The organism is Moorena sp. SIO4E2, assembly GCF_010671945.1.
GTDB lineage: Bacteria > Cyanobacteriota > Cyanobacteriia > Cyanobacteriales > Coleofasciculaceae > Moorena > Moorena producens.
The window spans coordinates 1-26,704 of the sequence record NZ_JAAHIE010000001.1 but is presented as its reverse complement, the minus strand read 5'-3'; the positions used below and the strand labels follow the sequence as shown (position 1 = coordinate 26,704).

25 protein-coding genes and 1 pseudogene are annotated in these 26,704 nt (G+C 43.3%); 19 read left to right on the top strand and 7 right to left on the bottom strand.

Annotation, left to right across the window (positions count from 1 at the left end; genetic code table 11):
• The first annotated feature begins 23 nt into the window (after window positions 1-23).
• Both mltA and F6K37_RS00120 read left to right on the top strand, forming a co-directional pair.
• Complete coding sequence (gene mltA / locus F6K37_RS00125) at window positions 24-1,199, top strand: murein transglycosylase A (protein WP_287247396.1); 1,176 nt, start codon at window positions 24-26, stop codon at window positions 1,197-1,199.
• 164 nt (window positions 1,200-1,363) lie between these two features.
• Window positions 1,364-1,582 (top strand): hypothetical protein, encoded by a 219-nt coding sequence (locus F6K37_RS00120; RefSeq protein ID WP_008185779.1) that lies wholly within the window; start codon window positions 1,364-1,366, stop codon window positions 1,580-1,582.
• Here the strand turns inward: F6K37_RS00120 and F6K37_RS00115 are convergent.
• Window positions 1,579-3,225, bottom strand: coding sequence for an ABC transporter substrate-binding protein (locus F6K37_RS00115; RefSeq protein WP_008185781.1), 1,647 nt, complete (start codon window positions 3,223-3,225; stop codon window positions 1,579-1,581). The two genes, F6K37_RS00120 and F6K37_RS00115, sit on opposite strands and share 4 nt — an antisense overlap.
• A gap of 558 nt (window positions 3,226-3,783) precedes the next feature.
• Between F6K37_RS00115 and F6K37_RS00110 the strand changes: the two genes are divergently transcribed.
• From F6K37_RS00110 to F6K37_RS00100, 3 genes are all read left to right on the top strand, one after another.
• Window positions 3,784-4,950, top strand: a complete 1,167-nt coding sequence (locus tag F6K37_RS00110; protein ID WP_287247393.1) for a DUF6745 domain-containing protein — start codon at window positions 3,784-3,786, stop codon at window positions 4,948-4,950.
• Window positions 4,951-5,234: 284 nt separating this feature from the next.
• Window positions 5,235-6,029 (top strand): RNA methyltransferase, encoded by a 795-nt coding sequence (locus F6K37_RS00105; RefSeq protein ID WP_044493650.1) that lies wholly within the window; start codon window positions 5,235-5,237, stop codon window positions 6,027-6,029.
• A gap of 232 nt (window positions 6,030-6,261) precedes the next feature.
• Window positions 6,262-7,734: a serine hydrolase gene (locus tag F6K37_RS00100; RefSeq protein WP_287247391.1), complete on the top strand. Its 1,473-nt coding sequence runs from the start codon at window positions 6,262-6,264 to the stop codon at window positions 7,732-7,734.
• A gap of 32 nt (window positions 7,735-7,766) precedes the next feature.
• Here the strand turns inward: F6K37_RS00100 and obgE are convergent, their stop codons facing one another.
• Window positions 7,767-8,816, bottom strand: a complete 1,050-nt coding sequence (obgE, locus tag F6K37_RS00095; RefSeq protein ID WP_287247390.1) for a GTPase ObgE — start codon at window positions 8,814-8,816, stop codon at window positions 7,767-7,769.
• 146 nt (window positions 8,817-8,962) lie between these two features.
• A complete protein-coding gene (locus F6K37_RS00090) occupies window positions 8,963-9,664 on the bottom strand; it encodes a Mo-dependent nitrogenase C-terminal domain-containing protein (protein ID WP_008185791.1) in 702 nt (233 codons plus the stop codon).
• 135 nt (window positions 9,665-9,799) lie between these two features.
• Here F6K37_RS00090 and F6K37_RS00085 point away from each other — a divergent pair, with 135 nt between their 5' ends.
• The 4 genes from F6K37_RS00085 (at window position 9,800) to F6K37_RS00070 (ending at window position 14,471) form a co-directional block, all read left to right on the top strand.
• Complete coding sequence (locus tag F6K37_RS00085; RefSeq protein WP_131827148.1) at window positions 9,800-10,180, top strand: EamA family transporter; 381 nt, start codon at window positions 9,800-9,802, stop codon at window positions 10,178-10,180.
• Between the two features lie 339 nt (window positions 10,181-10,519).
• A complete protein-coding gene (locus F6K37_RS00080; RefSeq protein ID WP_044493600.1) occupies window positions 10,520-11,410 on the top strand; it encodes a WecB/TagA/CpsF family glycosyltransferase in 891 nt (296 codons plus the stop codon).
• 1,007 nt (window positions 11,411-12,417) lie between these two features.
• Window positions 12,418-13,149, top strand: a complete 732-nt coding sequence (locus F6K37_RS00075; protein WP_287247386.1) for a hypothetical protein — start codon at window positions 12,418-12,420, stop codon at window positions 13,147-13,149.
• A gap of 380 nt (window positions 13,150-13,529) precedes the next feature.
• Window positions 13,530-14,471 (top strand): glycosyltransferase family 2 protein, encoded by a 942-nt coding sequence (locus F6K37_RS00070; RefSeq protein WP_287247384.1) that lies wholly within the window; start codon window positions 13,530-13,532, stop codon window positions 14,469-14,471.
• 18 nt (window positions 14,472-14,489) lie between these two features.
• On the opposite strand, the gene F6K37_RS00065 is transcribed toward F6K37_RS00070, so the two are convergent.
• The 4 genes from F6K37_RS00065 to F6K37_RS00050 all read right to left on the bottom strand — a co-directional run bounded on the left by F6K37_RS00065 (window position 14,490) and on the right by F6K37_RS00050 (window position 16,411).
• On the bottom strand, window positions 14,490-14,633 hold the full coding sequence (locus tag F6K37_RS00065; protein ID WP_154659833.1) for a hypothetical protein: 144 nt from the start codon (window positions 14,631-14,633) through the stop codon (window positions 14,490-14,492).
• A gap of 81 nt (window positions 14,634-14,714) precedes the next feature.
• A complete protein-coding gene (gene rpsU, locus F6K37_RS00060) occupies window positions 14,715-14,915 on the bottom strand; it encodes a 30S ribosomal protein S21 (protein ID WP_008185800.1) in 201 nt (66 codons plus the stop codon).
• Window positions 14,916-15,603: 688 nt separating this feature from the next.
• Window positions 15,604-15,906 carry an RNA-binding regulator gene (gene rbp, locus F6K37_RS00055; RefSeq protein ID WP_008185801.1) on the bottom strand — a complete coding sequence of 101 codons (303 nt, stop codon included), beginning with the start codon at window positions 15,904-15,906 and terminating at the stop codon, window positions 15,604-15,606.
• Between the two features lie 205 nt (window positions 15,907-16,111).
• Window positions 16,112-16,411 carry a hypothetical protein gene (locus tag F6K37_RS00050; RefSeq protein ID WP_287247379.1) on the bottom strand — a complete coding sequence of 100 codons (300 nt, stop codon included), beginning with the start codon at window positions 16,409-16,411 and terminating at the stop codon, window positions 16,112-16,114.
• Window positions 16,412-17,244: 833 nt separating this feature from the next.
• Here F6K37_RS00050 and F6K37_RS00045 point away from each other — a divergent pair.
• The 10 genes and pseudogenes from F6K37_RS00045 to F6K37_RS00005 all read left to right on the top strand — a co-directional run bounded on the left by F6K37_RS00045 (window position 17,245) and on the right by F6K37_RS00005 (window position 26,590).
• Entirely contained in the window at window positions 17,245-17,499 is a 255-nt protein-coding gene (locus tag F6K37_RS00045; protein WP_008185805.1) for a DUF6444 domain-containing protein, read from the top strand.
• A gap of 77 nt (window positions 17,500-17,576) precedes the next feature.
• Window positions 17,577-18,017 carry a transposase gene (locus F6K37_RS00040; protein ID WP_287247377.1) on the top strand — a complete coding sequence of 147 codons (441 nt, stop codon included), beginning with the start codon at window positions 17,577-17,579 and terminating at the stop codon, window positions 18,015-18,017.
• Window positions 17,990-18,155, top strand: a pseudogene (locus F6K37_RS44430) (IS66 family transposase); the annotation flags it as partial. The gene F6K37_RS00040 and the pseudogene F6K37_RS44430, both read left to right, overlap by 28 nt.
• A gap of 935 nt (window positions 18,156-19,090) precedes the next feature.
• Window positions 19,091-20,053 carry a glycosyltransferase family 2 protein gene (locus F6K37_RS00035; RefSeq protein WP_008185809.1) on the top strand — a complete coding sequence of 321 codons (963 nt, stop codon included), beginning with the start codon at window positions 19,091-19,093 and terminating at the stop codon, window positions 20,051-20,053.
• 96 nt (window positions 20,054-20,149) lie between these two features.
• Complete coding sequence (locus F6K37_RS00030; RefSeq protein WP_044493605.1) at window positions 20,150-21,589, top strand: oligosaccharide flippase family protein; 1,440 nt, start codon at window positions 20,150-20,152, stop codon at window positions 21,587-21,589.
• A gap of 402 nt (window positions 21,590-21,991) precedes the next feature.
• Complete coding sequence (locus F6K37_RS00025; RefSeq protein WP_008185811.1) at window positions 21,992-23,317, top strand: O-antigen ligase family protein; 1,326 nt, start codon at window positions 21,992-21,994, stop codon at window positions 23,315-23,317.
• 154 nt (window positions 23,318-23,471) lie between these two features.
• The gene (locus F6K37_RS00020) at window positions 23,472-25,499 is read left to right on the top strand and encodes a GumC family protein (protein ID WP_008185812.1); all 2,028 of its coding nucleotides are present in this window, start codon (window positions 23,472-23,474) and stop codon (window positions 25,497-25,499) included.
• A 3-nt stretch (window positions 25,500-25,502) separates the two neighbouring features.
• Entirely contained in the window at window positions 25,503-25,754 is a 252-nt protein-coding gene (locus F6K37_RS00015; protein ID WP_008185813.1) for a hypothetical protein, read from the top strand.
• 15 nt (window positions 25,755-25,769) lie between these two features.
• The gene (locus F6K37_RS00010) at window positions 25,770-25,988 is read left to right on the top strand and encodes a hypothetical protein (protein WP_008185814.1); all 219 of its coding nucleotides are present in this window, start codon (window positions 25,770-25,772) and stop codon (window positions 25,986-25,988) included.
• Between the two features lie 206 nt (window positions 25,989-26,194).
• Window positions 26,195-26,590 carry a hypothetical protein gene (locus F6K37_RS00005; protein WP_008185815.1) on the top strand — a complete coding sequence of 132 codons (396 nt, stop codon included), beginning with the start codon at window positions 26,195-26,197 and terminating at the stop codon, window positions 26,588-26,590.
• Window positions 26,591-26,704 lie beyond the last annotated feature (114 nt).

Sequence of the window (26,704 nt, the reverse complement as noted above, 5' to 3'; positions counted from 1 at the left end):
TGGTGATTGAATTCTTGGCAAGTATGAGAAAAACTCTAACTAGGATTTCCCTGACCATAGGAATAGCCATCCTACCGATTAGTGGTGCTGCAGTTGCTAGTGTTCCGCTGCAAGCGGTTCAACTAGAGACTGTTCAGTTCAATCAGGATCCATTGGGTTTAGATGAACAGCTTTGGAAGCGTCCTGGTGGTAAGTCAGGGGACTGGCGAGTGATGTTGAGGGCGATAGACAATAGCTTGCGTTATCTGAAAACCCCTAGTGCGGCTAAGGCTTACCAAAACTATTCCGTACCAGGAGTAACTCGCGATCGCGTCCGCCGTTCTCTAGTCCGTTTCCGCCAACTCCTGATCAAGTCCCCTACTCCTAAAGCGCTGCAAGCAGCCATCCAACAAGAGTTTGTCTTTTACAAGAGTGTGGGGAAGGACAATCAGGGAACTGTTGGGTTCACGGGTTATTTTGAGCCAGTGTATGCTGGGAGTCGCACACCTAGTGCTGAGTATCGCTATCCCCTTTACCGACTACCTTCTGATTTCCAACGTTGGCAAAAACCTCACCCAACCCGTGCGGCATTGGAAGGATGGGATGGTTTAGGGAAAAATAGCCCACTACGAGGGAAAGAACTAGTTTGGTTACGCGATCGCTTAGAGGCGTTTTTGGTTCACGTTCAGGGTTCAGCGCGAGTTAGAATGCCGGATGGCACCTTGATGAGCGTGGGCTATGCCGGTAAGACGAGTCATCCCTACACTAGTATCGGGGGACAACTGGTTAACGATGGCAAGATGGAGCTAGAAGGGCTAACCCTGCCTGCGGTGATCGATTATTTCCGCACTTCACCGACGGAACTGAGTCAATATTTACCCCGCAATAAAAGTTTTGTGTTCTTTCGGGAAACCAGGGGGGCACCTGCTACCGGTAGTCTTGGTTTGCCAGTAATGGCTGAGCGCTCGATTGCTACCGATAAATCTATCATGCCTCCAGGAGCCTTGGCCCTTATCCAGACTAGTATCCCTTATCCCAATGCTGTAGGTCAGTTGGAATCTAGGCTAGTCAGTCGCTATGTGTTGGATCAGGATACTGGTAGTGCGATTAAAGGGCCGGGTCGAGTGGATATATTTATGGGTACTGGTAAATTAGCAGGTAATCGGGCAGGGCTGATTAATGATACGGGAGAGTTATACTATTTGTTGCTGAAAAATTAAGACCTCAAAATAGGCGTCAAGCTTTACCTATAAACTTTAATTATAAAACTATACATAAAACTATACATAAAATTATAAATAAAACTATATTCGAAAACACACCTGATCACCTACATTACCCGTTGAAACTGAGAAGAAAGGCTAAAAAAACGAGGTAGGTCAATATGAGTCGTTTTCAAGGGTCAAACCAAAATTATTTCAGTCAGCTTGATGTGGTTGCTGTGATGTTTTTCAGTTCTTTTGTACTTGGCTTTATTCCTATTAATATTGGTTTTAACCAAAACTTACCAGTTAATGAAGATTTTGTCAATCCAACAGAAGTAGAACTTTGGGGGGTTGAACTTTCCCCCGGCTTAAAGCACGGGGGCAGCCCGTTAACCTAATTTCCCTTATCAATCTCCCACAGTGGCAATTGTTGAATTGGGTCTAACTGGACATTCTTTAACCCTGACTGGGCAAAAGCATATTCCTTTGGTTGCCATAAGGGTATTAAGGGTACATCCTTTGCTAACAGTTCTTGGATCTCAGCAAAAATCTGCTTTCGAGCGGCTGGATCTGATTCCTGACGCTGTTGCTGAATCAGTTTATTGATGCGATCGCTATAGTAAAAGGATCCTTGAGAACGACTGGCTCCGGCTTCACACCCTTTCCCTTCCGAACCTTTAGTACAACTGACTAAGGGCTGAATAAAGTTATCGGGGTCAGAAAAGTCAGGATACCAATCGACTAAAGCACTCTGATAAACTCCCTTACCTAGATTGCCAAAGAAATTCGCTGACTCCACAGTTTGGGGCTGGATTTCCACAATTCCCCCAAGTTCCTGGGCAGCATATTCTTTCAGAAGACTCGCAAGTTGTTGCCGGGTTGCTGAACCTGAGGAATACCAAATTTCTAATGTCAACGGATTGTCTTTAGTAAATCCCGCTTTGGCTAGCAGTTCTTTGGCTTTGGCAATATTACCGTCACCGTAGGCGTCTTTAAAGGTGGGCTTGGAGACATCAAAGCTAGTGGGAATGATACTAAAGGCTGGTGCAGCTTGGTTTCTTAGCACCCGGTCGTTGATCAGTTTACGATTAACAATCGCAGCGATCGCTTGTCTGACTTCTGGTTTATCCAAGGGTGCCATCTGAGTATTGAGCACCATGTAGTTAATATTATTGCTGGGAGATTCTATGACTTGCCAACCACCAGAAGCTGCTCCTTTTTGCAAACTGAGGATTTGATCGGGATCTAAACTTTGATAACCAATGTCTACAGCACCGGTCTTGATGGAATTGAATAAATTAGCCGAATTGGTGAGGATTTGAACGTTTAATCCCTGATTGGGGGGTTTTTTACCCCAATATTCTTCAAACACATCTAGGCGAATCCCATTAGGACTAAACTTGACTAGCTTATAAGGACCAGTGCCTACAAATTTGGTCGGTTCAAATTTACCACTACCAATTTCATAGGCATTGGGGGAAACAGCACAGGTTCCAGAAAAAGCTAACAGTGCTGGAAAGGCAGCGAAGGGATTTTTGATTTTAATCGTCAGTTCGTACTCTCCAGAGGGTTCAATCGAATCTACCAAACCTTCCAGTAGAGAAGAGGGCTTGCCACCATTTTCGATAAACCGACGCAAGGAAAATGCCATGGCTTCAGCGTTAAATGGGGTGTTATCATGAAAGACTACACCTTGGCGTAGGGGAATGGTATAAGTTAAGCCATCCTTGCTGATGGTAGGCATAGCAGTTGCCAGTTGTGGCACTAATTCTGAGGTACCCAGCTTGTAGGTATAAAGGCGATCGCCTAAGCTGTAATGGATGTTACTAGCTGCTAGTTCGTAGGCATCGGCTGGATCGAGGGTTCTCGGTTTTAGGGTAGTACCGATGGTGAGTCTATTACTGTTACTGGTGATGGAGGAACCTGTCTGTTGATTGCTCGGAGAACCACCACAACTAATAATTAGGAAACAGCTACAGAGGAATAAAGCTAGGAATTTGGTAGTTGACCAGTGTTTGCGGGATAGGGTAAACCAGTTCATGCTTTGGTAATTGTGATTAGCGACGAGTAATTTCTTATCGTAGCTATCTTATAACCAATTTCAAAAAATCTAGCGTTGTAGAATACAGCGATGATTGATCTAGAGGGGGGTTCTTCCGTAATTAGTATGCTAATTTAGCCTAAAAAATAAACTATCAAAATATCAAAGCTATATAACGTAGTAGGTTTATTTAATTTAACTTATTATTTTAGCAGAAAATGTACCGAATAGCCATATTATTTAATCCTCAATCCTAAGCAGTCAAACACAAGCTGATAGCTGTTCGCGTAGCGTGCGCGTAGCGCATTACCTAAGAGCTTACCTAATACCTGAGAGCTTACCTAATTTGTGAATAATTGTTACAAAAAAACCTACTTTAGTATAAAAACACCCAGCTTAACCTGAATAACTAATTAGATCCCATAACTCCTAGCTAACTACCGTTGGATGAAAACACTTCCCCACTTACTACACTCAGCACTCAGCACTCAGCACTCAGCACTCAGCACTATTGTCAAATCGGGATTAAATGGGAATATAAAACACAGATATAGCGATATGTGGCAACCCAACATAAAACATCTTACCCCAGAGCAAGAGACTTTAATTTCATTTTATCAAGAAAAATGGCACAACTTATCTTTTTTAACTGGAGTTATTGATCGTCACGAAGCAACACTAGCCATAAACGCTGCCTATACAGCCATTGGCAAACCAGTACCAGATATTGTTTTTTGTGATAGCCCTTACGGTTTTTTTAAAATTATCCTGAACCAACTCCAGCAACACATTGACAGCCAACTAGAGAGTAAACTCCAGCCACGACTAGAGAGTCAATTAATCAGTCAACTACGGCAACATCTCAACACCCAACTCGGCAAAGAACTCCAACAAGAGCTACTCTACCAACTCGGGCAAAAGCTTAACATTAAACGGATTAGCCGTCAACTTGAAGAGAAACTGTGGCAACCCTTGGACACTTCCATGGGAACCCAACTACACAGGCAATTGCAAAACCAATTGTTATATGAACTAGATACCTCAACAGTTAGTCAACAGCGAATTCGACTGGGCTTGCAAGTACTTGAACAACTTGGGACTGAATTGAGACTATTCATGTCACCCTTATACTGGAGTATTTACAGTAGTCGGTTTGACTTTTATATTTCCGTCTTAAATTGCCCTCACCATCAAACCACATGGCAAATATTCCAATCCCTAGCCAAACACTGTAGTTGGATGTTCCCATTTGAAAACATCTGCTTCGTTTGCGATCGCCCAACCAAGCTCTCCTTTGACACTCAACACCGCCTTCATAGAGAAGGACAGCCAGCCATGGAGTTTGCCGATGGATTCAGCTTATACTCTTATCATGGCGTGAAATTACCAGAAAAATACGGTAAAGTCAACCCCAAGCAGTGGCAAGCTGGGTGGCTTTTAGAAGAACCCAACGCTGAACTTAGGCGAGTCCTGATTGAGGGGATTGGTTACGCCCGAATTTGCCAAGACCTAGAAGCACAGCGATTAGATTCCTGGGAAGAATACACCCTATTAAAAATTAATAACGATATCGATATCGAGCCAATTTTTCTACTCAAGATGACTTGTCCTAGCACCAACTTTGTTCACATTATGCGAGTGCCGCCTCATGTAGAATCAGCCCGTGAGGCAATTCGCTGGGTAAATTGGAATACTGATCCAGAGGAATTTTTAGTCCAGACTTGAGTCCAACTCAGGTTAATATCAAGTGGTTAATACCAAAGTTGCCTTCAAACATAGCACCATTCCCATCACCAGGGATAAGAGGGAGCAGGACTTACGGAACGACTCTAAGGGACTCTAGCTGTAGGGTGCCTTAATAACGCAGCCTACAACATCAGCGCGTTTGTTGCCCAGTTTGGCGTAAGTCTTGAACTTGCACAAATGGTGCAACTGTTTTGTGGTTGAAGGGTGACCTTCAACCTACCCAACAAGGGACGCCTGGGCAAGAACAACCTTCAACCTTGAAAATGTATATGGGAGTCAGGATTGTTTTAGTAGAACCCGCTGGTCCATTGAATGTGGGTTCTGTAGCACGAGTGATGAAAAATATGGGGTTATCGCAGCTCGTGCTAGTGAATCCTCAGTGTGACCATCTCAGCCAAGACGCACAGCAGATGGCAGTGCACGGGGTAGATATCTTAGAAAAAGCCCAAGTCGTAGCAACCATACCAGATGGCTTAGTCGGGTGTCAAAGAGCGATCGCAACCACCGCTCGTAGCCGCGCCATCCCCACTACTCTCGAACATCCCAGAACCGCCTTACCCTGGTTATTGTCAGCTGGCGTAACCTCTGCCCTGATTTTTGGGCCTGAATCTAGGGGATTGAGCAATGATGAACTCAATCATGCTCAGCGGTTTGTCCGGATTCCCACTAGTTCCACCTATCCAGTCTTAAACCTAGCCCAAGCCGTAACAGTGTGCTGTTATGAACTTTATCAATATCAACTTTATCAAAGTACACACCAGCCATCACCCGTCCCAAGTCAACCCTTATCCCCCGCTCCCCCCTACCAAGATTCTGCTCCTTTGGACCTGATAGAACGCTACTCTAACCATCTAGAAGCCCTACTATTGAAAATTGGTTATCTTTACCCCCATACCAAAGCAGCACGGATGGAAAAGCTGCGACGTCTATTAAACCGAGCAACCCCCACCACAGAAGAGATCAACATGCTCAGAGGAATGGTCCGCCAGGTAGAATGGGCGCTACAATTTTTGCCAAAGTCTGGGGTAGATGATCCATCAAAACCAAACCAGTCCTAAAATAGGCTTGCATAGGTTCTATTGGAGGTGTGATAGATGGGCGCTTCAACTGTTGATACTAGATCAAAACTCTGTAATCGGAAGACTCAAGAAAAACTGAAAGGGAACCTTGATAGCGCTACATTCATTAAAGTTCTCTCCCTTATGATTAGACCATACTCAGAAAATTCCGAGAACTAGCAGATTGTTTCGGGTTTTATGTATCTGGTAAACCTCAGCCTAAGATTCAGCAGTGGAAAAACAACAGAAACCAACCTCCTCCCGCCGCCGCCCGCGTCGCCACGTTAGCAAACAGCCACAAACTAAGGACATTAAACCCTCCAAATCCCAACCAAAACAGAAAGCGCGCCGCCAAAGCTCATCCGCAAAATCACATAAATCTCGGTCAACCCCGCCACCTACCCCCCGTACCCGTGCTCGTCTATCCCGTTCACCAAACCCTTCTACAATTCGCTCCAGTCAATCCCAACTGAGGGTAGCATACCGAACACCCCATTTACCAAACCTTCGTAGAAGAGTCAATCCCTTTGCCACACCAGCGTCCTCATCCTTGCCCACCATAACCAATGCTCGTAATCCAATTCGGCAACGTCCTCAGCCACAATTAGTTGCTGATTTATCCTCTAAATCCTCCAAACCAAGCCGACTAAAGGCTAGCCTACCCCTCCCCAATACCCTAAATCATCAATCTGTACAAATTCGGAGAACTCGCCGAGAACGCCGTTCCGAAAACTCCTCTACCCGGCTTTGGATTTTGATTATCCGTTTGCTGATTGTAGGAATTGGTCTCGGAGCGATCGCAGGTACCGTATTATCCAGCTTGGGTACTGCTAGCCAACCATCTACCAAAACCACAGACAATGCTCCCATTGAAGTCCAGCAGAGTTTGAGTCAGACAATTAGTTCTCAATTGACACCCCTGCTGCTGAACAAATCTCCCTTACAAAAACAAATTCAAACTCTAGTAAAGCAACACCCCCAATTGCAACCGGGAATCTTCATCCATGATCTTGATACCGGTGCTTTCCTAGAATCAAATAGCCGTCTAATTTTTCCTGCTGCTAGCACCATTAAGTTACCAATTCTAATTGCTTTCTTTCAGGATGTAGATGCAGGCAAAGTTTTATTAGATGAATATATAACCATGAAACCAGAGATGATTGCTGGTGGTTCTGGAAACATGCAATATCAAAAACCAGGCAAACAGTACAAAGCTCTGGAAGTAGCCACCAAAATGATCACCATTAGTGATAACACGGCTACGAATATGCTGATTGAACGTCTTGGTGGCATCGAAGTTCTCAATCAACGATTCCGCTCTTGGGGTTTGAAAAAAACTGTACTGCGCAACCCCCTACCAGATTTGCCAGGAACAAACACCACTAGCCCAAGAGAACTAGCTAGTTTGATTTTTAACCTTGAGCAAGGTAAGTGGATTTCTCCCCAATCTCGTACTGACCTGATCGATATCATGATCCAAACTAAGACCAACACCTTATTACCCCAAGGACTAGGTAATGGTGCCACCATTGCCCACAAAACTGGCACCCTTGGCCGACTACTGGCCGATGTAGGTTTGGTAAAAATGCCCAACGGCAAGCGTTACATTATCTCTGTAATGGTCAAACGCCCCTTTAATGATGCCAGTGCCGAAAAACTGATTCGCACCATTTCTCGACAAGTCTATGACTACTTTAATAATTAGCCATTAATAATTAGTCATTTCTTAATTACCGGTTAAACCTTGACAGTTGACTGTGGAAGGTTGACTGTTGTCTTTGAGCAATCTGCCACTGACAACTGATCTAGAGATTGCCAGATTTTCGATAACAAAGCATCCAAGCCGATTTTAGCAACAGCTGAAATCGAAAAAACTGGTACCTGAGTAAGCTGATTTAGGTAAGTAGAAACCTCTTCGATCATGTCTTGATCAACCGCATCTACTTTATTAAGGGCAAGAATTTGGGGACGCTCTGGCAATTCTCTGCCATAGGCTTGTAACTCCTGTTGAATGGTGTGATAATCAGCAATCGGGTCAGCAGCAGTAATATCAATCAAATGCAGTAACAAGCGAGTGCGTTCGATATGACGTAGGAAGTCGTGACCGAGACCAATACCTTGATGAGCTCCAGCAATCAACCCAGGAATGTCAGCAAATACAGTACCATCCCCAGTTGGTTTACGAACCACACCTAAATTCGGAATCAAAGTGGTAAAGGGGTAATTGGCTATCTTGGGTCGTGCCGCTGAGAGTGCTGAAATCAGAGTAGACTTACCAGCATTAGGTAGACCAATAATGCCCACCTCCGCCAGTAACTTCAACTCTAAGCGCAACCTCAATTGCTCTCCTGGTAGTCCAGGTAACGCATGCTCTGGTGCGCGATTGTGATTACTCAGGAAATGCCGATTTCCCAAACCTCCTTTACCACCCTTGGCAACACAAAGCATTTGCCGAGGTTGCACCAAATCCCCCAGCATTTCTCCCGTGTCAGCATTGTAAACAACCGTGCCACAGGGAACTTCAATAATGCGATCGCTACCATTTTTTCCCGTCCGATTATTAGGGCCTCCCCGACCCCCATTCTCAGCTCGAAAGCAATGGGCGTATTTAAAATCTAGCAACGTTTGCAGGTGCTCTATAGCATTCAAAATCACGCTACCCCCCCGACCACCATTACCCCCCGCCGGTCCTCCAGCAGGAACATACTTTTCCCGCCGAAACGCCACAATTCCATCGCCCCCGTTACCAGCGACAACTTCAATTTCTGCTTGGTCGATAAATTGCATAATTAGTTCTTAGTCCTTAGTGTTTTCTTGACACCAGTCAGTTGACCCCATTCTCCTTAATCAATCTAACTACGAATGACCAATGACTAATGACTAGTCACCAATGACTAATGACTAATCACCAATCACCAATTACCAATCACCACTTATAAATAAGATGAAACATCTTCACCACAATCATCGGCTAAATAAGATAAAGCCCGGAAGCGCAAGCCGACTAACTGATCATAGAGAGGATTAAGCTTACACATCGGTGGGATGTGGACGATTTTGTGATTAAATAGCTTCACGTCCCGTTCAAACGGACACTGAGCAGGAATCAGTTTGCACATAAATCGAGCAACACGTGGGTCATTAACATCCATACCATCTAACCAATCCCGTACTGGCTGTAGAATATCCGAATGGGGATGGTCAGAACTTCCTGGTTCTTGAGCTAACGCATCAGCAGAATCCCTTTGCTCAGTTGCCTTATCGTCATAAAGAGTTACCTGCAGTGATTCAAGAGCCTCAACCTTATGACCTAGTGCTTCACAGAACTGGTCTAGAACATCAGCTTCAGTCGCAGAGTACACCCCATCTGCCAAGGCTACCATTACAGCAGTTCGTAGAAAATTCTCTGCCGTTGTGTTATCCTTACCTAAAGCTGCTGCCAGTTCTTCAGGAGTAATCGGTTGATCAAAAGACTGCAAATCAGTACCAGGAGCCAATGTCTCCTGGGTGATTTGAGCCATAACCTCTTGTTCTTCAGGGTCAAAGTGACCATCAGCCCAGGCAACGGCAAATAAACCCCGCAGCCAAGCTGAAATCTGTTCTTCGGTGTAGGTAGCAGTGCTGGAAGTAGCCATAAATACTTAAAATCAATCTCCTAACACTATTTTAGGAGCAATCACAATAACTTAAGCTCCTGAAGGTTGAAGCCTATAGCATCAAACTAGCAATCGGATTAAGAAGCATCGACCACTTGTAATTCTGAGATATTCGTGAATCTAGCAGAATTTAGTCTTTTCTTAATGTCAGTCCTAACCAGTGCTACTGGACAGTTCTTGCTCAAAACTGGAGCCGAAAAGCTGGAAAAAGTTAACGCTAGCAATTGGCTAGATCAGATTTTCAGTATACCCAAGACCCCAGAAATTATAGCAGGGCTAAGTTGTTATGGTTTAGGGGCACTGGCATACATTTTGTTGCTGACGCGGGTAAATCTCAGCGTTGCTGGTCCTTCAGTATCCTTGACTTACGTCTTCTCCGTACTGATGGGCTATTTTTTCTTTAAGGAAACCATCCCCGTTAGCCGTGCCGTGGGGTTGGGTTTGATTATCTGCGGTGTAATGTTGGTAATTTGGAAAAAATCAGTTAGTCATTAGTCATTTGTCAAGACTATGGATGTAAGCCTCTTGTTTACCCGGCTTTTTTAGGGGGGTAATGGGGGGATACCATCCAACCATACAAGCCTTTTACCTACTCAGGACTTACCCACTCAGATCTGTAAAATCAGATCTGTAAAACTGCTGTAATTCCCTATTCCCGGTTCTTTCCAGAGCCGAAGTTCCCTATTGGCTAAAACCTTAATTTCTCGATCAGCTGCGTAAGTCCTACTTGTGATACACACACATAACTTATTCATAAGTTTGACATCGTGAAAACGCGATCGCGAACAACAGGTGGCAATACTGTAAATAATCACTAGTCTAACTATTACGGCAATGGCAATAAAAAATCAACGGAATGAATTAGATTATTTACCTGCTATTAATGTACATTTGCTAGAGCGTAGAATATCTTGTGTAACCGTCCCTAGGATTGTAGACGCCATTCATGCCGCTTGCGTTGAAGACAGAAAAATAACCGTAGCTCACTATAACGTACATAGTTTTAATTTTTCAATGCAGCTCCCATGGTTCTATGAATTTATCCAAAGTGCAGAAATCGCCCATTGTGACGGTATGGGTATATTAAAAGCCCTTCAGTTTATGGGGTACAATTTATCCCTAAAATACCGCGCATCTTACACACTATTAATGCCCAAATTACTGGATAATTTTAACCAAAATAGTTTGTCAATGTTTCTGCTGGGGTCAAAGCCTAAGCATCTAGAAACAGCCCTTAATAACCTTAGACAACAATACCCCAATATTATTGTCGATGGTCATCACGGATATTTTGATAAAGAAGACCCCAGCCAAAATGAAGAGATAATTAATAAAATTAACCAGGCAAAACCTAATATTTTATTAGTAGGCATGGGTATGCCAATTCAAGAAAAATGGATTTGGCAGCATCGTAGTCGTATTAATGTCAATGTGTTCATGCCTTGTGGTGCAGTGATCGACCGATTAGCAGGTTTGGTTCCTGACTGTCCAGAATTTATTTCCAATCTTGGTGGAGAGTGGCTTTATCGTCTATCCCGTGAACCCAAACGTCTCGCAGCTCGCTACTTACTCGGTAATCCAGCCTTTTTCTTTCAACTTGCTCTAGCTAAATTTTATGCACAACCTTTGAGAGTAGAGAAGATGGGGTACATGCTAAATGGACAAAAACACAGTTTAGACGAGCCTGTAAGCCTTCTTTCACCATTACCTCAGGGAATGAACTAGCAAAATCAGGATGTACCTGATGTGTAGCTGTTAGTCAGTTCTAGCCAGTCAACTCAGAATAACTGAGAAAATTAATTTTATTAATTTTGTCTCAGTCATGGTGCAATAACACCATGATCGTGATTCATACCAAGTGATACTAAGTTGCATTCATACTTAGCACTTTCTTCCCATCACCCCATCACTCCATCACCTTTTGAGGAAGATACTATCTTTGATCCCAACTTAGTATCAATTGCCCATTAGCTACGGTTGACATTTACAAAGCACTTCGTATATTGCAGGTATATTTCCGTATTTTAGAGTGTCGGTTCACTGATCACTATTGACATAGGCAAAATGCTGTGAATACCCTGGCACCATCCCCCCACTAAGCCTGCGGCTAAGCTGGGGGTCTTATGTAGTGTATGGTTGTATCCCAATTGTATAGGCACCACAGAGGTAATTCACCAACCTTCCAAGATCGGGAGAAAGTTTTGGAGTTTCCACAAAGACACTGCTTTCATGATCGATAATTTTTCTGCTTGAGAGTAATAGTGTTACTTTTTCTCCACTAATGGGAATTCTGTCATTAGATAGTCTGAGATTTCTCACTTAGCCAGGGCAATGCTTTTATTGCCCGTTTTCTGATTACTCTTTTCAATGCTAGTCTCCTTAACTACTTCTCTATCCTTACTTTTCCCTTGAATAGGAAAATCAGGGTAGTCAGGAAAACGAAAACATAGATATGGCAAGGCAAACCCAAAACTGGATTAGTTTTTTAGCAGCTTAGCTTCAAGATAGGTCAGATGGATCACACACTAGCCAAGATCATCAGTAAATCAAAATACGTATCATTTGATATCTTTGATACCGCAATTATACGCAATGTTTTAGAGCCAAGTGATGTCTTTACACTGGTTCAAAGGCAGTATGAGTATTGTCATTCCGAGTTATTACCAAATTATCCTAAGCTTAGGCAAAAAGCATAAAAAAAATCTAGGGAAAAACTCTGGAGACGAGAACAAGTGTCAGAAGTTACCTTGGATACCATATTTGAGTGTTTGGTAGAATATTTTGGAGTTAATGACCAAACGGCACAAATACTCAAAAAAATTGAAATAGAAACCGAAAGGGATGTTTGCCGACGTAATGAATTTATTTTTTCGGTCTATAACTATTGCCGAGAAAATCAAAAACAGATTATTTTCATCTCAGATATGTATCTCCTATCGGTGATTAATAAAATTCTTCATGCCGCAGGCTATGATCAGAGTGACAATCTATTTTTGTCTTCTGCTATAGGGAAAACTAAATTTACGGGAGATATTTATCCATATGTTCTTGAACAGCTAGGATGTACCCCAAATGATATCCTTCACATTGGTGATGTTTTGAATGCCAAAGCAAATGGCTTATTAAGTTATTTTTATGAAAATCAAAGAGAGAGAGCTATTAATAATTATTGGTTTCAAAAGGAAAAATTTCATCAGCTTATAACAAAAAAATATATCGATAGTTCATTTTACCTAGCAACCCTTATCAATCAGTATTATAGCAGAAGTCAAAAGTCAGAAGTCAGAAGTCAGAAGTCAAACTCTTGCGCTTACTTAGGTTTGAGACTTTTGTCATGTCCTAACTGCCCTGGCGACTGCTATATTGTGACCCTCAGGATAATCAAACGGGTGCATCTCATATTTGTAAACAAGCAGGGGCGGGGGCGCGGGGAGTCTGGAGATTTTATTATAATTTTTGGCTAATTGCAAAAGTGAGATGCACTCAATCAAACTAGCTGCGAGGAGTAATTTTGCTATAACTTCGGGTTTAATAATTTTGGGATCCTTTTTTTTTGTTTCATGAATTGACTGATATCCCCCTACTAGTATTGAGATTTTATAAATTATTCAGTTAATTCAAATAATCTTATTGGCGTAGGGGCTATATAAAGAGGTTGTTAGCTAATATTTATTCCTTTGAGTACTTACAAATTTGAGTTGGTTTTGGTCCCCTAATTACCCAAGGGTAGCCATGCTTAATCAGTCCCTAAAACTGGTTATTTTTTCAAAAAAATATTGCCAATCATTAGGATTTATAATCAGCAGAAATTTTTCATTTTACATATCATCAGGAGGATATAACCTTGAAACCCTTAGTTAGTGTCGTAATACCTACCTATCGCAGACCAAAGTTAGTTAAACGAGCTGTTCAAAGCGCTCTAGCTCAAACCCTTAGTCAAATCGAAGTCATTGTTGTCATAGATGGTCCGAATGAGGCTACTTGTGCCTCACTCGCAGAAGTGGATGACTCCCGGCTAAGGGTGATTGAACTGCCCACCAATCAAGGTTGCACTGCCGCTCGTAGGGCGGGGATTGCTGCAGCTCAAGCCCCATGGATTGCTCATCTAGATGATGATGACGAATGGATGCCCCAAAAACTTGAACTGCAACTGGAAGCGGCTAATCGTTCCCAATACAAATACCCCATTGTTACCTGTTACCTAATTGCTCGGACTCCCCAAAACGATTCCATTTGGCCGAGAAGAATTCCCTCTAAATCAGAAGAACTGAGTGAATATCTGTTTGTTCGCAATACCTTCTTCCAGGGAGAAGGACTAATTCAAGCTTCAACTATTCTTACATCCAAAGAGTTATTGCAAAAAATCCCCCCCGGAAGCAGCGGTAAAATTCACGAAGATTGGGGCTGGGTGTTACGGGCGACTACTTTGGAAGAGGTAGGAATTGAGTTTGTGACTGAACCATTGTCAGTGTGGTATTTAGGAGAAAACCATCCTAGTATTAGTAGCACTACTAAATGGCGGACTTCATTAAACTGGATTCAAAATTTACAAGAGTTAGTTACACCCCGTGCTTACGCATCCTTTATCTTGACACAGGTAAGTTCAAGAGCTGCCTTCGCTGGTGAGTGGAAGGCATTTTTTCCCCTTCTCTGGGAAGCCATTCGCCATGGCAAACCCCTACCTATGGATATAATTTTGTACTTCGGTATGTGGCTAATCTCTCCCAAGACTCGACGCTGGTTGCGGAATTTACTGACTAAGAATCCTCAGCCATTAACAACTTGAGCAAAACATCAGGTTATATCAAGTCCGTTTTTGTCGTTTGTCATATTTAGTGTTCATAATGTAGTGTTCATAATCCAAGGTTGTTTTGGGTAATGGGTCACGGAAATAGGCAACGGGTAATCGGTAATGGTACAGGAGTAATCGCAATTGCCAATTACCCATTACCTCTTACCTATTACCCACGCCTTACAATAACGATGCTACCGGAGTGGATCTAAAAAATTAATCTAGCAATCTACCCTGCTAGAACCGTCTTCTACGGTTTCGGAGTCTTCGACGTTCCCGATGTCTCGCAATTTCTTTACGTTTGCGTTTTTGTGCAAATGTCTCAAAATGACGATTCTTTTTCATATCGGCAAAGATGCCAGCTTGGGAGACTTTTCGCTTAAATCGACGTAGGGCTGACTCTAACTGCTCATTTTCACCAACCACCACTTGGGTCATTCAATGTCCTCCTGTTTTGATCGCTTCCGTGGTCGAATAACAAGTCATCATTCATCCCATAAGTACAGGACAGGGCAAACCTCTGATTGACTGAGAAAACTCCTACAACTGACGGAAGGTGTTGGCATCTGGCCAGTTTTTAAAACGAATGGCTTATATCTCAAGTCCGTTGAAAATCATAATCTTGCACCTGGATAGCCTGCACTCGTCTATGGCAAAGAAATCCGAATTAAGCCTGCCAAAAGCAGGCTCTCAAATCCTTATTTTTTCCTTACTCCTTGTCAAGTGGACTGTGATGGTGTACCTCCACGCTTCAGCCTGGAGAGTTTGCTACAATATCTCCCTTAAAACTGACTTTAGCTATGAGCCGTGGAATTAATGATATTGTTGGTTAACTCACACACTACAACTAGTGTGATTCTCGATCTGAACACTGCCTATTTGGGTTTTCCTACTTTAGGTCTTAAACGTTCATACTTGTCTGAATCAAAAAGTTTAAGATGCCTTCAATCGACTGATAGACAGCAATCCTACCCACACTAGTATCTTCCAACTAGAGTTCGAGTTTGCTTTACCCTACCAGGATTACTCCCTAAATTCTGACGCGCAGGGTAGAACTAGACAGGGGTAAAACCCCTGCCCTGGGCTCAGACCTGAGAATTGGGTTTTGATTTAGATCAAAGCGAGCTTAGTAGCGACGAGCGCCGAAGTTATCACCTTTGCGACCGCCCCCAAATGAGTTTCTTTTTTCCCGAGGCTTGGCTTTATTGACTTTGAGCTCGCGCCCCATCCATTCAGCTCGATCAAGCTCTTCAATGGCCTTCGCTTCTTCCTCCTCTGTGTTCATTTCCACAAAAGCAAAGCCCCTTAAGCGACCTGTTTCGCGATCGGTGGGCATGTGAATTCGCTTGATTTCGCCATATTCTTCAAACACAGATTTCAGATCCTCTTCTGTCACCTCACGTGCAAGGTTACCAACATAGACAGACATACAATATCTCCAAAATTTGATTTATGTAGAGATAGAAATTTCGGAGGCATGCTTAGCAATATGAAACAGAAGAAACCTGTCAACACTGAAAACAAAAACTGCAACCGATACCTATACTCGCTTTTTATGATAACATAGACATTAACGTGACTAACCTCCTACTTGGGTTGTGCAATTAAGTTGTGCAATTAAGCTGTTGTGGATTTTAATTGCATAGTTGCCAGTTTTGAAAAAACTTTTCATACCCACTCCTCATCTCTCCCTCTCCCCTCACAGCGGTTTCATTATAGCCGCAAATCTCGATAAACCAGGGCAGGTGACCGAATTTGGGACTGAGCTTTTGACGGACGCTATCAGCGTGTCGCTTATCAGCCCATTTGGTGATCACCTTTTGCTGATCAGTAGTCGGACCAAAGTTTTTATCGCTATGTAAATTTTTGTAAATTTTTATGGGATCTGCTTGGAGTAAGGATGGCAAATTTTTTAACTTTTCTTCATGTAGCACCGTTTATTTTTGAAAGAACTTCAATTTGTAATACATTAAGTAATACAGCGGTTGGCCATTGGGTGAGGTACAAATTCTTGGGTTTTAGGGAACTTCGGATCAGGGAACAGGGAAAAAATCCTGAGGTGCGACCCGAAGGCGCGACCCAAGGCCGGGTAACCCGGCCTTGGAGGCGCGCAGCTAATGGGAATTTAATAATTAGATGCGGAAAGCGCACCTATGTACCTTATAGTTATGAAAAACGCTGTATATAAAAACCTCATCCTGAGTGATCATCCCAACTAGAAATACTTAGAATTATTTAACAATTTGCGATTAGCCCTTCGGGCGATAAGGTCAACCCCATTGCAAAATCCTCAAAATTCGTAATCTTTTAGAACTACACAATGTAGTGAGTAATTTTTGTGACAAGATGCTCACAAGTGACCCAAACAGAACCCAAACCACTCGCTATTGCATCAAAACGGGGTAATAAACTTGAATGTTTCTCATAACTGAAGTCACACCGTTCATTTGTACTACTTTCAGCCTCAAACTCTCTTACTGTAAACGATGTAGCGATTGAGTTTCCCAAATATGTACCCATGTAGGTTTTGGCTTGATGCTTGCAATCATGGTACTATGCACAAAAATAGCATTCGCTTCAAATCCTTTCAAATGCTTTTCAGGAGTCGCTTCTAAATGTACCCAGTAGCGGTAGCTTAAAAATGGCTGGAAACCTCTCTAGGCAAGGGTTTTTATGAAATCGCTAAGGGTAACTTCAGTCGTAACCGTCCCAGCCTCCAACGAAGAAATGTGGGTTTCAGTGGCGATTCTGTGGTAAGATTGGGTTTATGAGTGTAGAGATTAACATCCCAGGGATTCAAATTCCTTTGGGAGATTGGGATGCCACCCCAGGGAGTGTAAAAGCGGTGGTAACAGTTTTGAGTGAGCGTTTGGCCTATATAGAAGAGCAACTCAAGCAAAATTCACAAAATTCATCTCGTCCCCCCTCAAGTGACGGTTTTGGTCAGCAAGATTTGTCAAACCCCCAGACTCTCAACAAGAAAAAGACAAAGAAAAAGAAAAAGTCTAGCAGTGATGGCTGATCCGAGAAAACACCACAGCTCTATCCGCTCGAAGCCTGTAGCGAAGTCCATTCCCATGTACCAGATATTGGTCAGCATTGTGGAGAGCAGTTGAGGGGCAACGACCAGCGCACCCTTATCGTGATCAAATCGTTGATATTCCGCCGCTATCGGCCAAGGGAATTGAACATCAACTGCATCAGTTGGAATGCACTTGCTGCGGCAGGAAGAACCGTGCACCACTCCCTGCCGAGGTACCATCATTAGGCTTAGGAGACCGATTAGCGGCAGTGGTTGCAAGGTTTAGTGTAGAACATCGCCAAAGTCACCGGATGGTGAAGTCCTTACTTGCTACAAAGTTTAGTGTTCAGCTTTCCCGTGGGAGCATCAATCGTCTTCGTCACCAGGTGAGTGAGGCGGTCGCAGCTCCAGTGGAACAAGCTCAGCAGTATGTTCAAGGCCAGGGGTTTGTTCATAGTGATGAAACCAGCTTTAGCCAAGGCAATGGTGATGGACTTTTGTATATGTTCCAGGGGTAGAGCCCACGAATAATGCCGCAGAACGTGCCCTACGCACTGCCGTGATTTGGCGGCGAACCAGCTTTGGTTCCCAATCTCAAGCCGGCAGTGAATTCGCGCACGAGAATTCTGACTGTGGTGACATCCCTCAAAGCACAGCACCAAAAAGGGATTAGGGTTATCGGCTCCATCCCTATTACCACAAACTCTGATCAACACTCAAATACCTATGGTGGCGTAAGGCCATGGGACGGTTACCTTCAGTCATAAGTATGAGTAAGGCTATATAGCGTTGATCGCAGTTATGAGGTACAGTCTTTTTTGACGTTGATTCCCTGTTTTGATGCAGCGCATTCCTCTTCCCTCTTCTGATTTCCCAGATCCGCTGTTCCCTAAAATCCCGAAATTTTGTACCTCATAGCTATGATAATTGCTATATACCGCAATTATACGTAATTTTTACGGGTTTTTACCTAATGAAAAAATGTAGAAAAATAGTAAATATATCGAAAAATAATCTAAAGTATTCACACTATAATTAAATCAGACAAATTGATGAATATAAGTAGGTTTCAAAAAAATAGCTATTTTTGAATTAAAGCTAATTAAAGTCAGCAAATTATTTTTGCATAAAGTAAGATCTACTTAGATTTAGCACATGTTTATAGATGAATGAATGAGCAGATATAGATCAGACCTCGCAGCATTAGTATTGTCTTGATGCAAAGCAGGGTAAAGGCATCTTGTCAATACACTGGGGATAGTTCTCAATAAACCCAGCCTTATTGTGCTTGTTGACAAGGTATTTTCCACATATAGTGTTTATTTAATTACAAAAACATTATATATAGGAATCAGCAAATTAGATACGTTTACCCTGTGATGCAAAGCACGAGTGGGGAGGGGCTGCGTGGCTCGATAGTGGTACACAAGTAGTGATTTTAGCACCGGAAATCATGACCAGACCTTAGCCAAATCACTACATCTTTTGAACTTCAATAATATTCTTCACCCGATGACCCCATCATTTCATCATCATCTGTATTATCTGTAGTCTGAATAAGTGAAATAGATATTAGAGATAGGAGTTTTGAATGATTACTTCACCAAAAGTCAGTGTTGTCGTTCCTGCTTATAACGTTCGCTCCTACATTTGGGAAGCGCTAGTCTCTCTTGAGGGTCAGTCTTGTCGAGAATTTGAAGTCCTCATTGTTGACGACGGCTCTACTGATGATACCGCTGAACTGGTTAAACCGTTTTGTCGGCGGGATTCACGCTTTCAGTTATTGCAGAAGTCCAATGGAGGACTCTCATCGGCTCGTAACTATGGCATCCGTCATGCTCGTGCTAGCTACATCGCTCTACTTGATGCAGATGATGTCTACAAGCCGGAGAAACTAGCTAACCATGTGGCTGTACTGGATCGGGAACCAGAGGTAGGGGTTGTCTACAGTGCCTCACAAGCAATCCGTGATGATGGAAGTCCCACGATAATGCGTCTGAGTGGTAAGCCAGTTATGTCTGACCCACTCCTAGCCCTACTGTGCAAGAATTTCATTGGTCATGGTTCTAATGGTGTATTCCGAAGCTGTCTAGTGGATGAAGTCGGGGAATTTGACGAAGGGTTACGCAGTTCAGAAGATATAGATTTCTGGTTAAGAATTGCCGCTACGGGACGCTGGCGTTTTCATCGGGAGCCACAAGTCTTGTGTTGCTACCGAGTTCGTCCTTCTGGACTTTCTTTTAACATAACACAAATGCAGCATTCTCATGAACAGGTACTTAAATCAGCTTATCAACGCTCTCCAGAATTGGTAGAGACAGTATTGCCGACGGCTTACGCCTATATGTATCGCTACCTAGCTCGATTATCCCTAACTGCTGGTGATGCAGCTAAAGCTGTTCACTTTATCAACCAAGCGTTAGCTGCCAATAGCTCAATCTTCTATCGGGATCCGCGATCGCTTCTGACGCTCGTAGCTGTACGTCTGGCACCACTAGCCAAGCTGGTGATTAAGCGATCGCTTGGCTCCGTAGAATACAGAGCAAACAACTAAAAATTTTGTATTAGTCATCAGTCATTGGTCATTGGCCTTTGACGTGCAAGCCTTTTACATGCAAGCCTTTTGTCCCTTCCAAACCTTGCTAACCTAATGAAACTCAGCTCGTTACTCACAAGTGGGTTCTGGACAACATACGGAGCCCTCGGGACACGTCTGCTGGTATTGCTAAGTAACCTGATACTAGCAAGGTTGCTGTTGCCATCTGAATTTGGGGTGATTAGCGTTGCCTATATTTTTTGGTCTTTCCTGAATTTGTTCACCCAAGGCATCATCAACTCTTTTATTGTCTACAAGGGCATTGAAGACCAGCGTTATTTAAATACAACATACACAATTGCTATTGCCAGGGGATTGATGTTGGCAGTGGCAATGGTGGCGATATCTCCCCTAGCGGCTAACTTTTTCGGTGTACCAGACCTGGTATGGATTCTGATCGTGTTCGCCTTTAATCTGGTGGTGGCTTCTATCCAGTCTGTTTATCAGGGAGTACTCACTAGACAGATGAGGTATCGGGAAATAGCCCATGCGACCATAATCGCCTCGTTAGTGCGAGTAGTCTCTACCACTGGTTGCGCCTTTATCGGTTTGAGCTACTGGTCATTTGTAGTGGGAGATGCGGCTTTTTGGTTTATAGAGTATTGGATTAGTCGTGGTCATGTAGAACACAAATTCCGCTTACAGATTGATCCACAGGCTAGCTCAGAAGTTTTGTCGTTCTGTTTTGGTGCCACTGGCTCCAGTTTGGGATTTTATGTAAATGCCAATGGTGACAACTTTGTCATTGGTAAACTGCTGGGTAATACGAATTTGGGATACTACAACTTTGCTTACCAATTGACCCAGACAATTAACACTGTAATGGGTGAGGTGATTAATCAGGTAGGAATGTCCTCCTTCGCCCAGTTAGAGAATGACGAACAGCAGCAAAGTGTTCTAGTCACAATGGTTGAACAAATGGCTTTCCTGGGGGCTCCTCTATACGCCTTATTTTTTTTAGTGGTAGACGATCAGCTCATCTCTATGATATTTGGCCAGAAGTGGGTGCCAGCCTGCCAGGTGATTCCTTGGTTACTTGTGTTTGCTTACTTTAGGCTGATCAATAATTCACTGATTAATATGCTTGCAGCAAAAGGCAGAACTGGGATTAACGCCAAGGTTAACCTTATGATTGCTCCGGTCGCTTTCTTGAGCTTTATCATTGGTGCTGAGCAAGCAGGACTAATTGGGGTGGGAATTGCAGTTGCTTTCGTGCTAGGAATTGTCTGGACAGTCTACTGGTGGTGGGTAGGTTGCCGAGCACTAGGTTGGCCATTGATGAAGTTTTTACTTCCGTGCTTTAAAGCTGCTCTGATTGTACTGTTAGCCATTGTCAGTTGTCTAGGTTTACCAACAATCCTGAAGCCCTTCCTATTTATGAGTCTCTATATCGTCTGTATGCGCCTGATCGCTGCCAAACAATTTTTGAGTTACCAGTCTCTACTAGGGAAATTGGCTAATCAGCTGACAAAGTTAGGTAAAAGTCAGTTATAAGCTAATAAATTCAGTAAATTTACTGAATGTTAGGTTAACCGAATTCACTGTTTAATCCGTAATTTTTCTAATCTAAATTAAGGCATTAAATAGGCACAATGTTATTGTAGCTGCTCATATATAGCAGTTATCACTTGAGTAATGGAAAAAGTCATGGATTGTAGGGAGTAGGAATCCCCTCTTCCTTAATCAGGGGGGAAGAAAATTGACTGTACCTCATAAGTATGATAAACGCGATCAAACAATACTGTTATGGAAACGGCAAAACCTTGGGAATATCAATAAAAATAAAAAATGACAAATAACAACCAAAATAACACTATAAACGAACGAAGCTAGTAGATTTGAATCACTCTCATCTAATGAACGTGCTCTAAAACATCAAAGTATGGACTGTTAACTATGACCTCTAGCATACCAGATTTCCACACTAGAAACTTTAAACTGGGTGCCATGTCATTTCCAGAAAAAGTTATTTACTGGGTGATTGTGCTAACACCGCTCTGGTGGTTGTTGGGAATACAAACACTCTTCTACCCAGCGGTAGTTGTTGGTTTCTTAGGAGTCAACTTTGACATTGACAAACTCACTAGAAGATCGATACCCGCCTGTATCTGGGCTTGGTTAGGTATGGCTCTAGTCATGGTCTGGACTGCTACGTTTGGTCTCAATGACGTCGGGTTTGCCTTGCAGAAAATTGCTGCTACGTTCGTAACTTTTTTCAAGAGCTACTGTTTAATTTTTGCCGCACTGCTCCTACCATTTTGGCATGCCATCAGGGTTAAGGTGGTGACCCGTGCTGTAGCTTGGATGGCAACAGGATATTTAGTGACTATCGCCATTGAGATGCTCATGCTGGTAGTGGGATTAGGCAAAGAACCTTTTCTACCGCCCTTAGCCCGTCTAATTCCGGGAGGTGCTTTGAGTTTGCAAGTTACATTTGCTGACTTACAACCTTTTTTTGGTATCCCTTTACCCAGGACAGTTCTTTACACCCCCGACCCCCCCATTGTAGGGGTGTGTTCCATTCTAAGTTTTTTCATCTGCTTGGGTGAAGAAAACCGCCGCTTACGTCAAATATCCGTAGCGGGTTGTTTAACCGCTCTGCTAATTAGTTTTAGTCGTTTATCCTGGGTTTCCTTTGTGATGGCATTGGTGATTACAGCTTGTTTCCGCAGCAGTTTGGCTCGTCAAGGTTCTTTATGGATTGGTTCATTAAGCTCATTACTTTGTGCTCTTTTGGGAGGTCTGACCTTCAGTGATTTAGTGAAAAAGCCCCTAGAAATCTTCAATAGTGCTCGTGCCGAATCCTCTAAAGACCGGGAACTGGTGGTTACTAAAACCCTTGAGGCTTGGCAAGAACGCCCTTTGATGGGATGGGGAATTATACAAGGCTCCGTCAAATGGTTTATCTACGACATTGCTTTGGGTTCCTTTTCAACCTACGCCTCAGTTCTTTATTTGCACGGCATCATTGGCTTTATCTTTTTTATAGGTGCCCTAGGTTCAACCCTTTGGAGTACTTGGATTCCAGCGATTCGTGGTAACTATCATTGCCAGTGGGCATTTGCCAGTCTGGTGGCTTTGTATATGCTTCTCAACGGAACACCCTTGAGCTGGATGGCAGTGTATTTGTGGTATTTTTGGGTCTGGTTAGGGGCAATTCTTGCCGAAATACAGCGAAATGAGCAGTTTGTCTCTCGATGGGAGCAGTTATCTAGAACTTGAAAATGTTTGATTGAAAATTAAAAATCAAAAAAATAGACTTTTATTTATTTTTTGAAAATTAGTTATTAGTTCTTATTTATGAAAATTGCTATTGATTAAATTAATCATTATATAAATTAAAAATTGACACAAGATTGTATTAGGAATATATCTTATGAAAAAAGTAGTTGCGATCCTGAATAGACATTGGATACTTTTATTAGTTTTTAATTCTTTGGTGCTTGCAGCTAGCTTTGGAGCCTTTTCTTTATTAAAGCCTTTTTGGATTGCTAAAGCACAGCTAATTCTACCGGAAACAGGCAAGTTACAAGCTAGTTTAGGAACCCTTGGGTCATTAACTAAGGGGGATTCTGAATTGTCAGCGAAGAGTCATCCTCTGAATATGCAGGCATCTATTCTCAAAAGTGATGCTTTGATGAGGCGCTTGTTGGAGTCTGACCCAGAGAAAACGGATTTTCAAAGGTTAGTTCAATACAAGCAGTTGTTCGCGGTATCTCCTCACCAGGAATCGACGACCATCTGGTTGAATGCGACTGGGGCTAGTCCAGAATTAGCAAGAGATCGAGTCAGGGCACTGATCAGTGCGTATCAGGAGCGCCTGAATGAACTGCGTCAAGCAGATGGTACCACTAGGGTTGAGTTTAATAAGAAAGCGCTCGACCGAGCTAAGCAAAAATTGGATCAGTCTCAGGAGGCATTAGCAAAGTTTCAGGAATCCTCTGGTTTAGTGAATAGCGAAGCCCAAACTGAAGGACTGGTGAGGGCAATTACTGATCTGAGTATTAGCCAAGCTCAGGCTCAAGCTGAAGCTCAAGCTAGTCAACATCAGCTTCAAATCCTATCGACTCGTTTGGGTCTTACTCCTAAGCAAGCAATCCGCTCTCTAGGTCTAGCAGAAAACCGGGATTACCAGTTTGTGCGGCAGCAGTTGACTGAACTGGAAGCGACTTTGGTCAAAGCTCAAGCTACTTATACTTATGCTCATCCTGAGATCCAAAATCTGCTGCTACAACGTGAGCAGTTGCAGCAGCAGATTCAACAGTACATCTTTCTAGCAGCTGGTGATACGTTAGTAGACCCGACGCTAACTGATAGTGCTCAAGGAAGAGCAATGTTAATCCAGCAACTGATTCTGGCGGAAAGTGCTGCTAGTGGTCAACAACAACAAGCGGAGCAATTACAGCAGCAGATTGACCAGATGAAAAATACTTTAACGGTGATTCCTGTCCATCAGTCTAGGCTGCTGGAACTAACGCGACAGTACGATGTGGCTGCGGGAGTCTATAACGGTTTAGTTGCTCAAATGGAGCAAGTCAATCTTGATGCGTTTAGTGCTTATCCCAATGTACAGGTGCTTGACCCTCCCACTGTTGACGAGAAGCCTGCTGGTCCGAAGAAGTTGTTAATCATAGCTAATGGTTTTCTGGCATCGGCAGTGGGTAGTATAGCGCTGGTATTGCTTCTAGAACGGCGCAACCCACTGCTGAGTCCCAAAGACCTACAGGCAATCAAGTTCCCGATGGTGGTCAATATCCCTCATCTGAGGCACGCTGGTATGGGATTAGAGCTGGGTACAGAAACGGATGTAGAGTTTCAGCGACTAGCATCGGTGATTAGCTTACGCTCTGGGGAGGACCGTCGCATCTTGATTACTAGCGCGATGGTCTCAGAAGGCAAAACTACTGTCACTCTGGGATTGGCGACAGCTCTGGTAGATTTAGGGTTTCGGGTCTTGGTAGTGGATGGAGATTTCCGACAGGCAACCCTTTCTCAGCGCTTGGGTCATCACCATGACCCCCTCAAACCCGGACAGCCGGTGAAGATCCAACCGAGTCTTGACTTACTGCCTACCTCCCACAAAAAAGGCAAAATTGTGGAGCTGGTGACCCAGGGTAAATTTGAGCAGAGCCTAGCTACTGCGGAGGAATCGGGTGACTATGACTATGTTTTGATTGACAGTGCTCCGGTCAGTATGACCAGTGAAACTGCCCTGATGGCTGCTGTCATCGGTAATTTGTTGTTTGTTGTTCGACCTGAGATTAGTAAGCGTGACTTTGTCAGTGACAGCTTGGAACAACTGGCTCAGCACAATGCTCAACTGTTGGGTTTGGTGGTGAATGGGGTAGAAACTAAGTCCAAACCCTACTTATACAGATCTAGTGATAGTTTAGTGAAGTCATAAGCGATGAAACGTAGAACATTACTCCAGCTAGCTTTATCTGGCGCTGCGATCGCATTCCTCTTACCAAGACTCTTTGATAAGCAAAGCGCTACTAATTCGGTAAGAGCATCACCAATACAAAATTTGTGGTTGTCCGGAAAGTCAATTAAAACTAAAGTTAGGGTGGATTGGGCAAAGCCAGTCGCACAAACTACACCCTTCACCTTTGGCTCCAACGACTACGAAATTACTATTCTGGAAAAGGCATCAGACTAGGTTTTCCAGAAGCATTTGGCGGAACTGGATATCAGGTTAATTCGTATTCACCATATCGATCTATGGGAACGTTGGACTAACCGAGCTACGAAAAGCTGGGACGAGGCAAAAATTCAAGCCTGCTACGATGCCTCTTATCCCCAAAAGCCTACCATTATCCAAAACATTCCCCGCTGGCCCAGTTGGATGGCTACAGATCCGGATGGTCTACTTTCGAGAAAGGAGAATATATAGCAGTCGCCAGGGCAGTTAGGACATGACAAAAGTCTCACACCCTTTGTAAGCGCAAGAGTTTTACTTCTGACAAATGACTTCTGACAAATGACTTCTGCTATAACATCAACTACTCATGGAACTCTGGTGAAGACCGTCAGAATACCCATGTCGGCGCGGTTTGGTTTGCTTCAGTATTCAAACATTTAGCTGACGCTGGGATTGACATGGCGACCTCCTGGCATCTCAAGGATAAGTATTACGGCATGATCGACCCAAGTAATAATCTGCGACCTGCTGCAACTGTATTTCCCTGGGCGATCAAGTACCTGACTGGCAAGGTGATGTACACCCAGAGCGGCCATAAGTTTGTGGAGGCTATGGCAATAGAGCAGTCCAATGAACTGCGATCGCTATTGTTGATCAATAAATCAGCCAAACCTGCCAGCATCAGGATTGAGGGAGCACTGGATTTTCCCGACACTGAAAGCCTAAAAAGGCTACCCATGTTTTCTTTAGATACCAACGCTGTCAAGAGCAAGACCCTAGCAACAAGACTACTGAAGTACTCATCGGTGAGATTTAATCCTTACTCTCTTGTGTTACTGGGTTTGAGTAATTAGTGATTAGGCATTAGCCATTAGGCATGATAGCACTAGGCATTAGTGGAATTACGTAGTAACTCCCGTCACTTCAAACAGACCCACTCATTTGAGGACCTCCGATTGAATAACAAA

Excerpts from the sequence above, each read along its gene's own strand:
- F6K37_RS00015 (WP_008185813.1), top strand. The coding sequence starts at position 25,503 with ATGAAACGTAGAACATTACTCCAGCTAGCTTTATCTGGCGCTGCGATC.
- obgE (WP_287247390.1), bottom strand. The coding sequence starts at position 8,816 with ATGCAATTTATCGACCAAGCAGAAATTGAAGTTGTCGCTGGTAACGGG.
- F6K37_RS00105 (WP_044493650.1), top strand. The coding sequence starts at position 5,235 with ATGTATATGGGAGTCAGGATTGTTTTAGTAGAACCCGCTGGTCCATTG.
- rpsU (WP_008185800.1), bottom strand. The coding sequence starts at position 14,915 with ATGACCCAAGTGGTGGTTGGTGAAAATGAGCAGTTAGAGTCAGCCCTA.
- F6K37_RS00035 (WP_008185809.1), top strand. The coding sequence starts at position 19,091 with ATGATTACTTCACCAAAAGTCAGTGTTGTCGTTCCTGCTTATAACGTT.
- F6K37_RS00110 (WP_287247393.1), top strand. The coding sequence starts at position 3,784 with ATGTGGCAACCCAACATAAAACATCTTACCCCAGAGCAAGAGACTTTA.
- F6K37_RS00120 (WP_008185779.1), top strand. The coding sequence starts at position 1,364 with ATGAGTCGTTTTCAAGGGTCAAACCAAAATTATTTCAGTCAGCTTGAT.
- F6K37_RS00020 (WP_008185812.1), top strand. The coding sequence starts at position 23,472 with ATGAAAAAAGTAGTTGCGATCCTGAATAGACATTGGATACTTTTATTA.
- F6K37_RS00065 (WP_154659833.1), bottom strand. The coding sequence starts at position 14,633 with ATGGGTAATTGGCAATTGCGATTACTCCTGTACCATTACCGATTACCC.
- mltA (WP_287247396.1), top strand. The coding sequence starts at position 24 with ATGAGAAAAACTCTAACTAGGATTTCCCTGACCATAGGAATAGCCATC.
- F6K37_RS00115 (WP_008185781.1), bottom strand. The coding sequence starts at position 3,225 with ATGAACTGGTTTACCCTATCCCGCAAACACTGGTCAACTACCAAATTC.
- rbp (WP_008185801.1), bottom strand. The coding sequence starts at position 15,906 with ATGTCTGTCTATGTTGGTAACCTTGCACGTGAGGTGACAGAAGAGGAT.
- F6K37_RS00030 (WP_044493605.1), top strand. The coding sequence starts at position 20,150 with ATGAAACTCAGCTCGTTACTCACAAGTGGGTTCTGGACAACATACGGA.
- F6K37_RS00005 (WP_008185815.1), top strand. The coding sequence starts at position 26,195 with ATGGCGACCTCCTGGCATCTCAAGGATAAGTATTACGGCATGATCGAC.
- F6K37_RS00045 (WP_008185805.1), top strand. The coding sequence starts at position 17,245 with ATGAGTGTAGAGATTAACATCCCAGGGATTCAAATTCCTTTGGGAGAT.
- F6K37_RS00080 (WP_044493600.1), top strand. The coding sequence starts at position 10,520 with ATGGCAATAAAAAATCAACGGAATGAATTAGATTATTTACCTGCTATT.
- F6K37_RS00090 (WP_008185791.1), bottom strand. The coding sequence starts at position 9,664 with ATGGCTACTTCCAGCACTGCTACCTACACCGAAGAACAGATTTCAGCT.
- F6K37_RS00025 (WP_008185811.1), top strand. The coding sequence starts at position 21,992 with ATGACCTCTAGCATACCAGATTTCCACACTAGAAACTTTAAACTGGGT.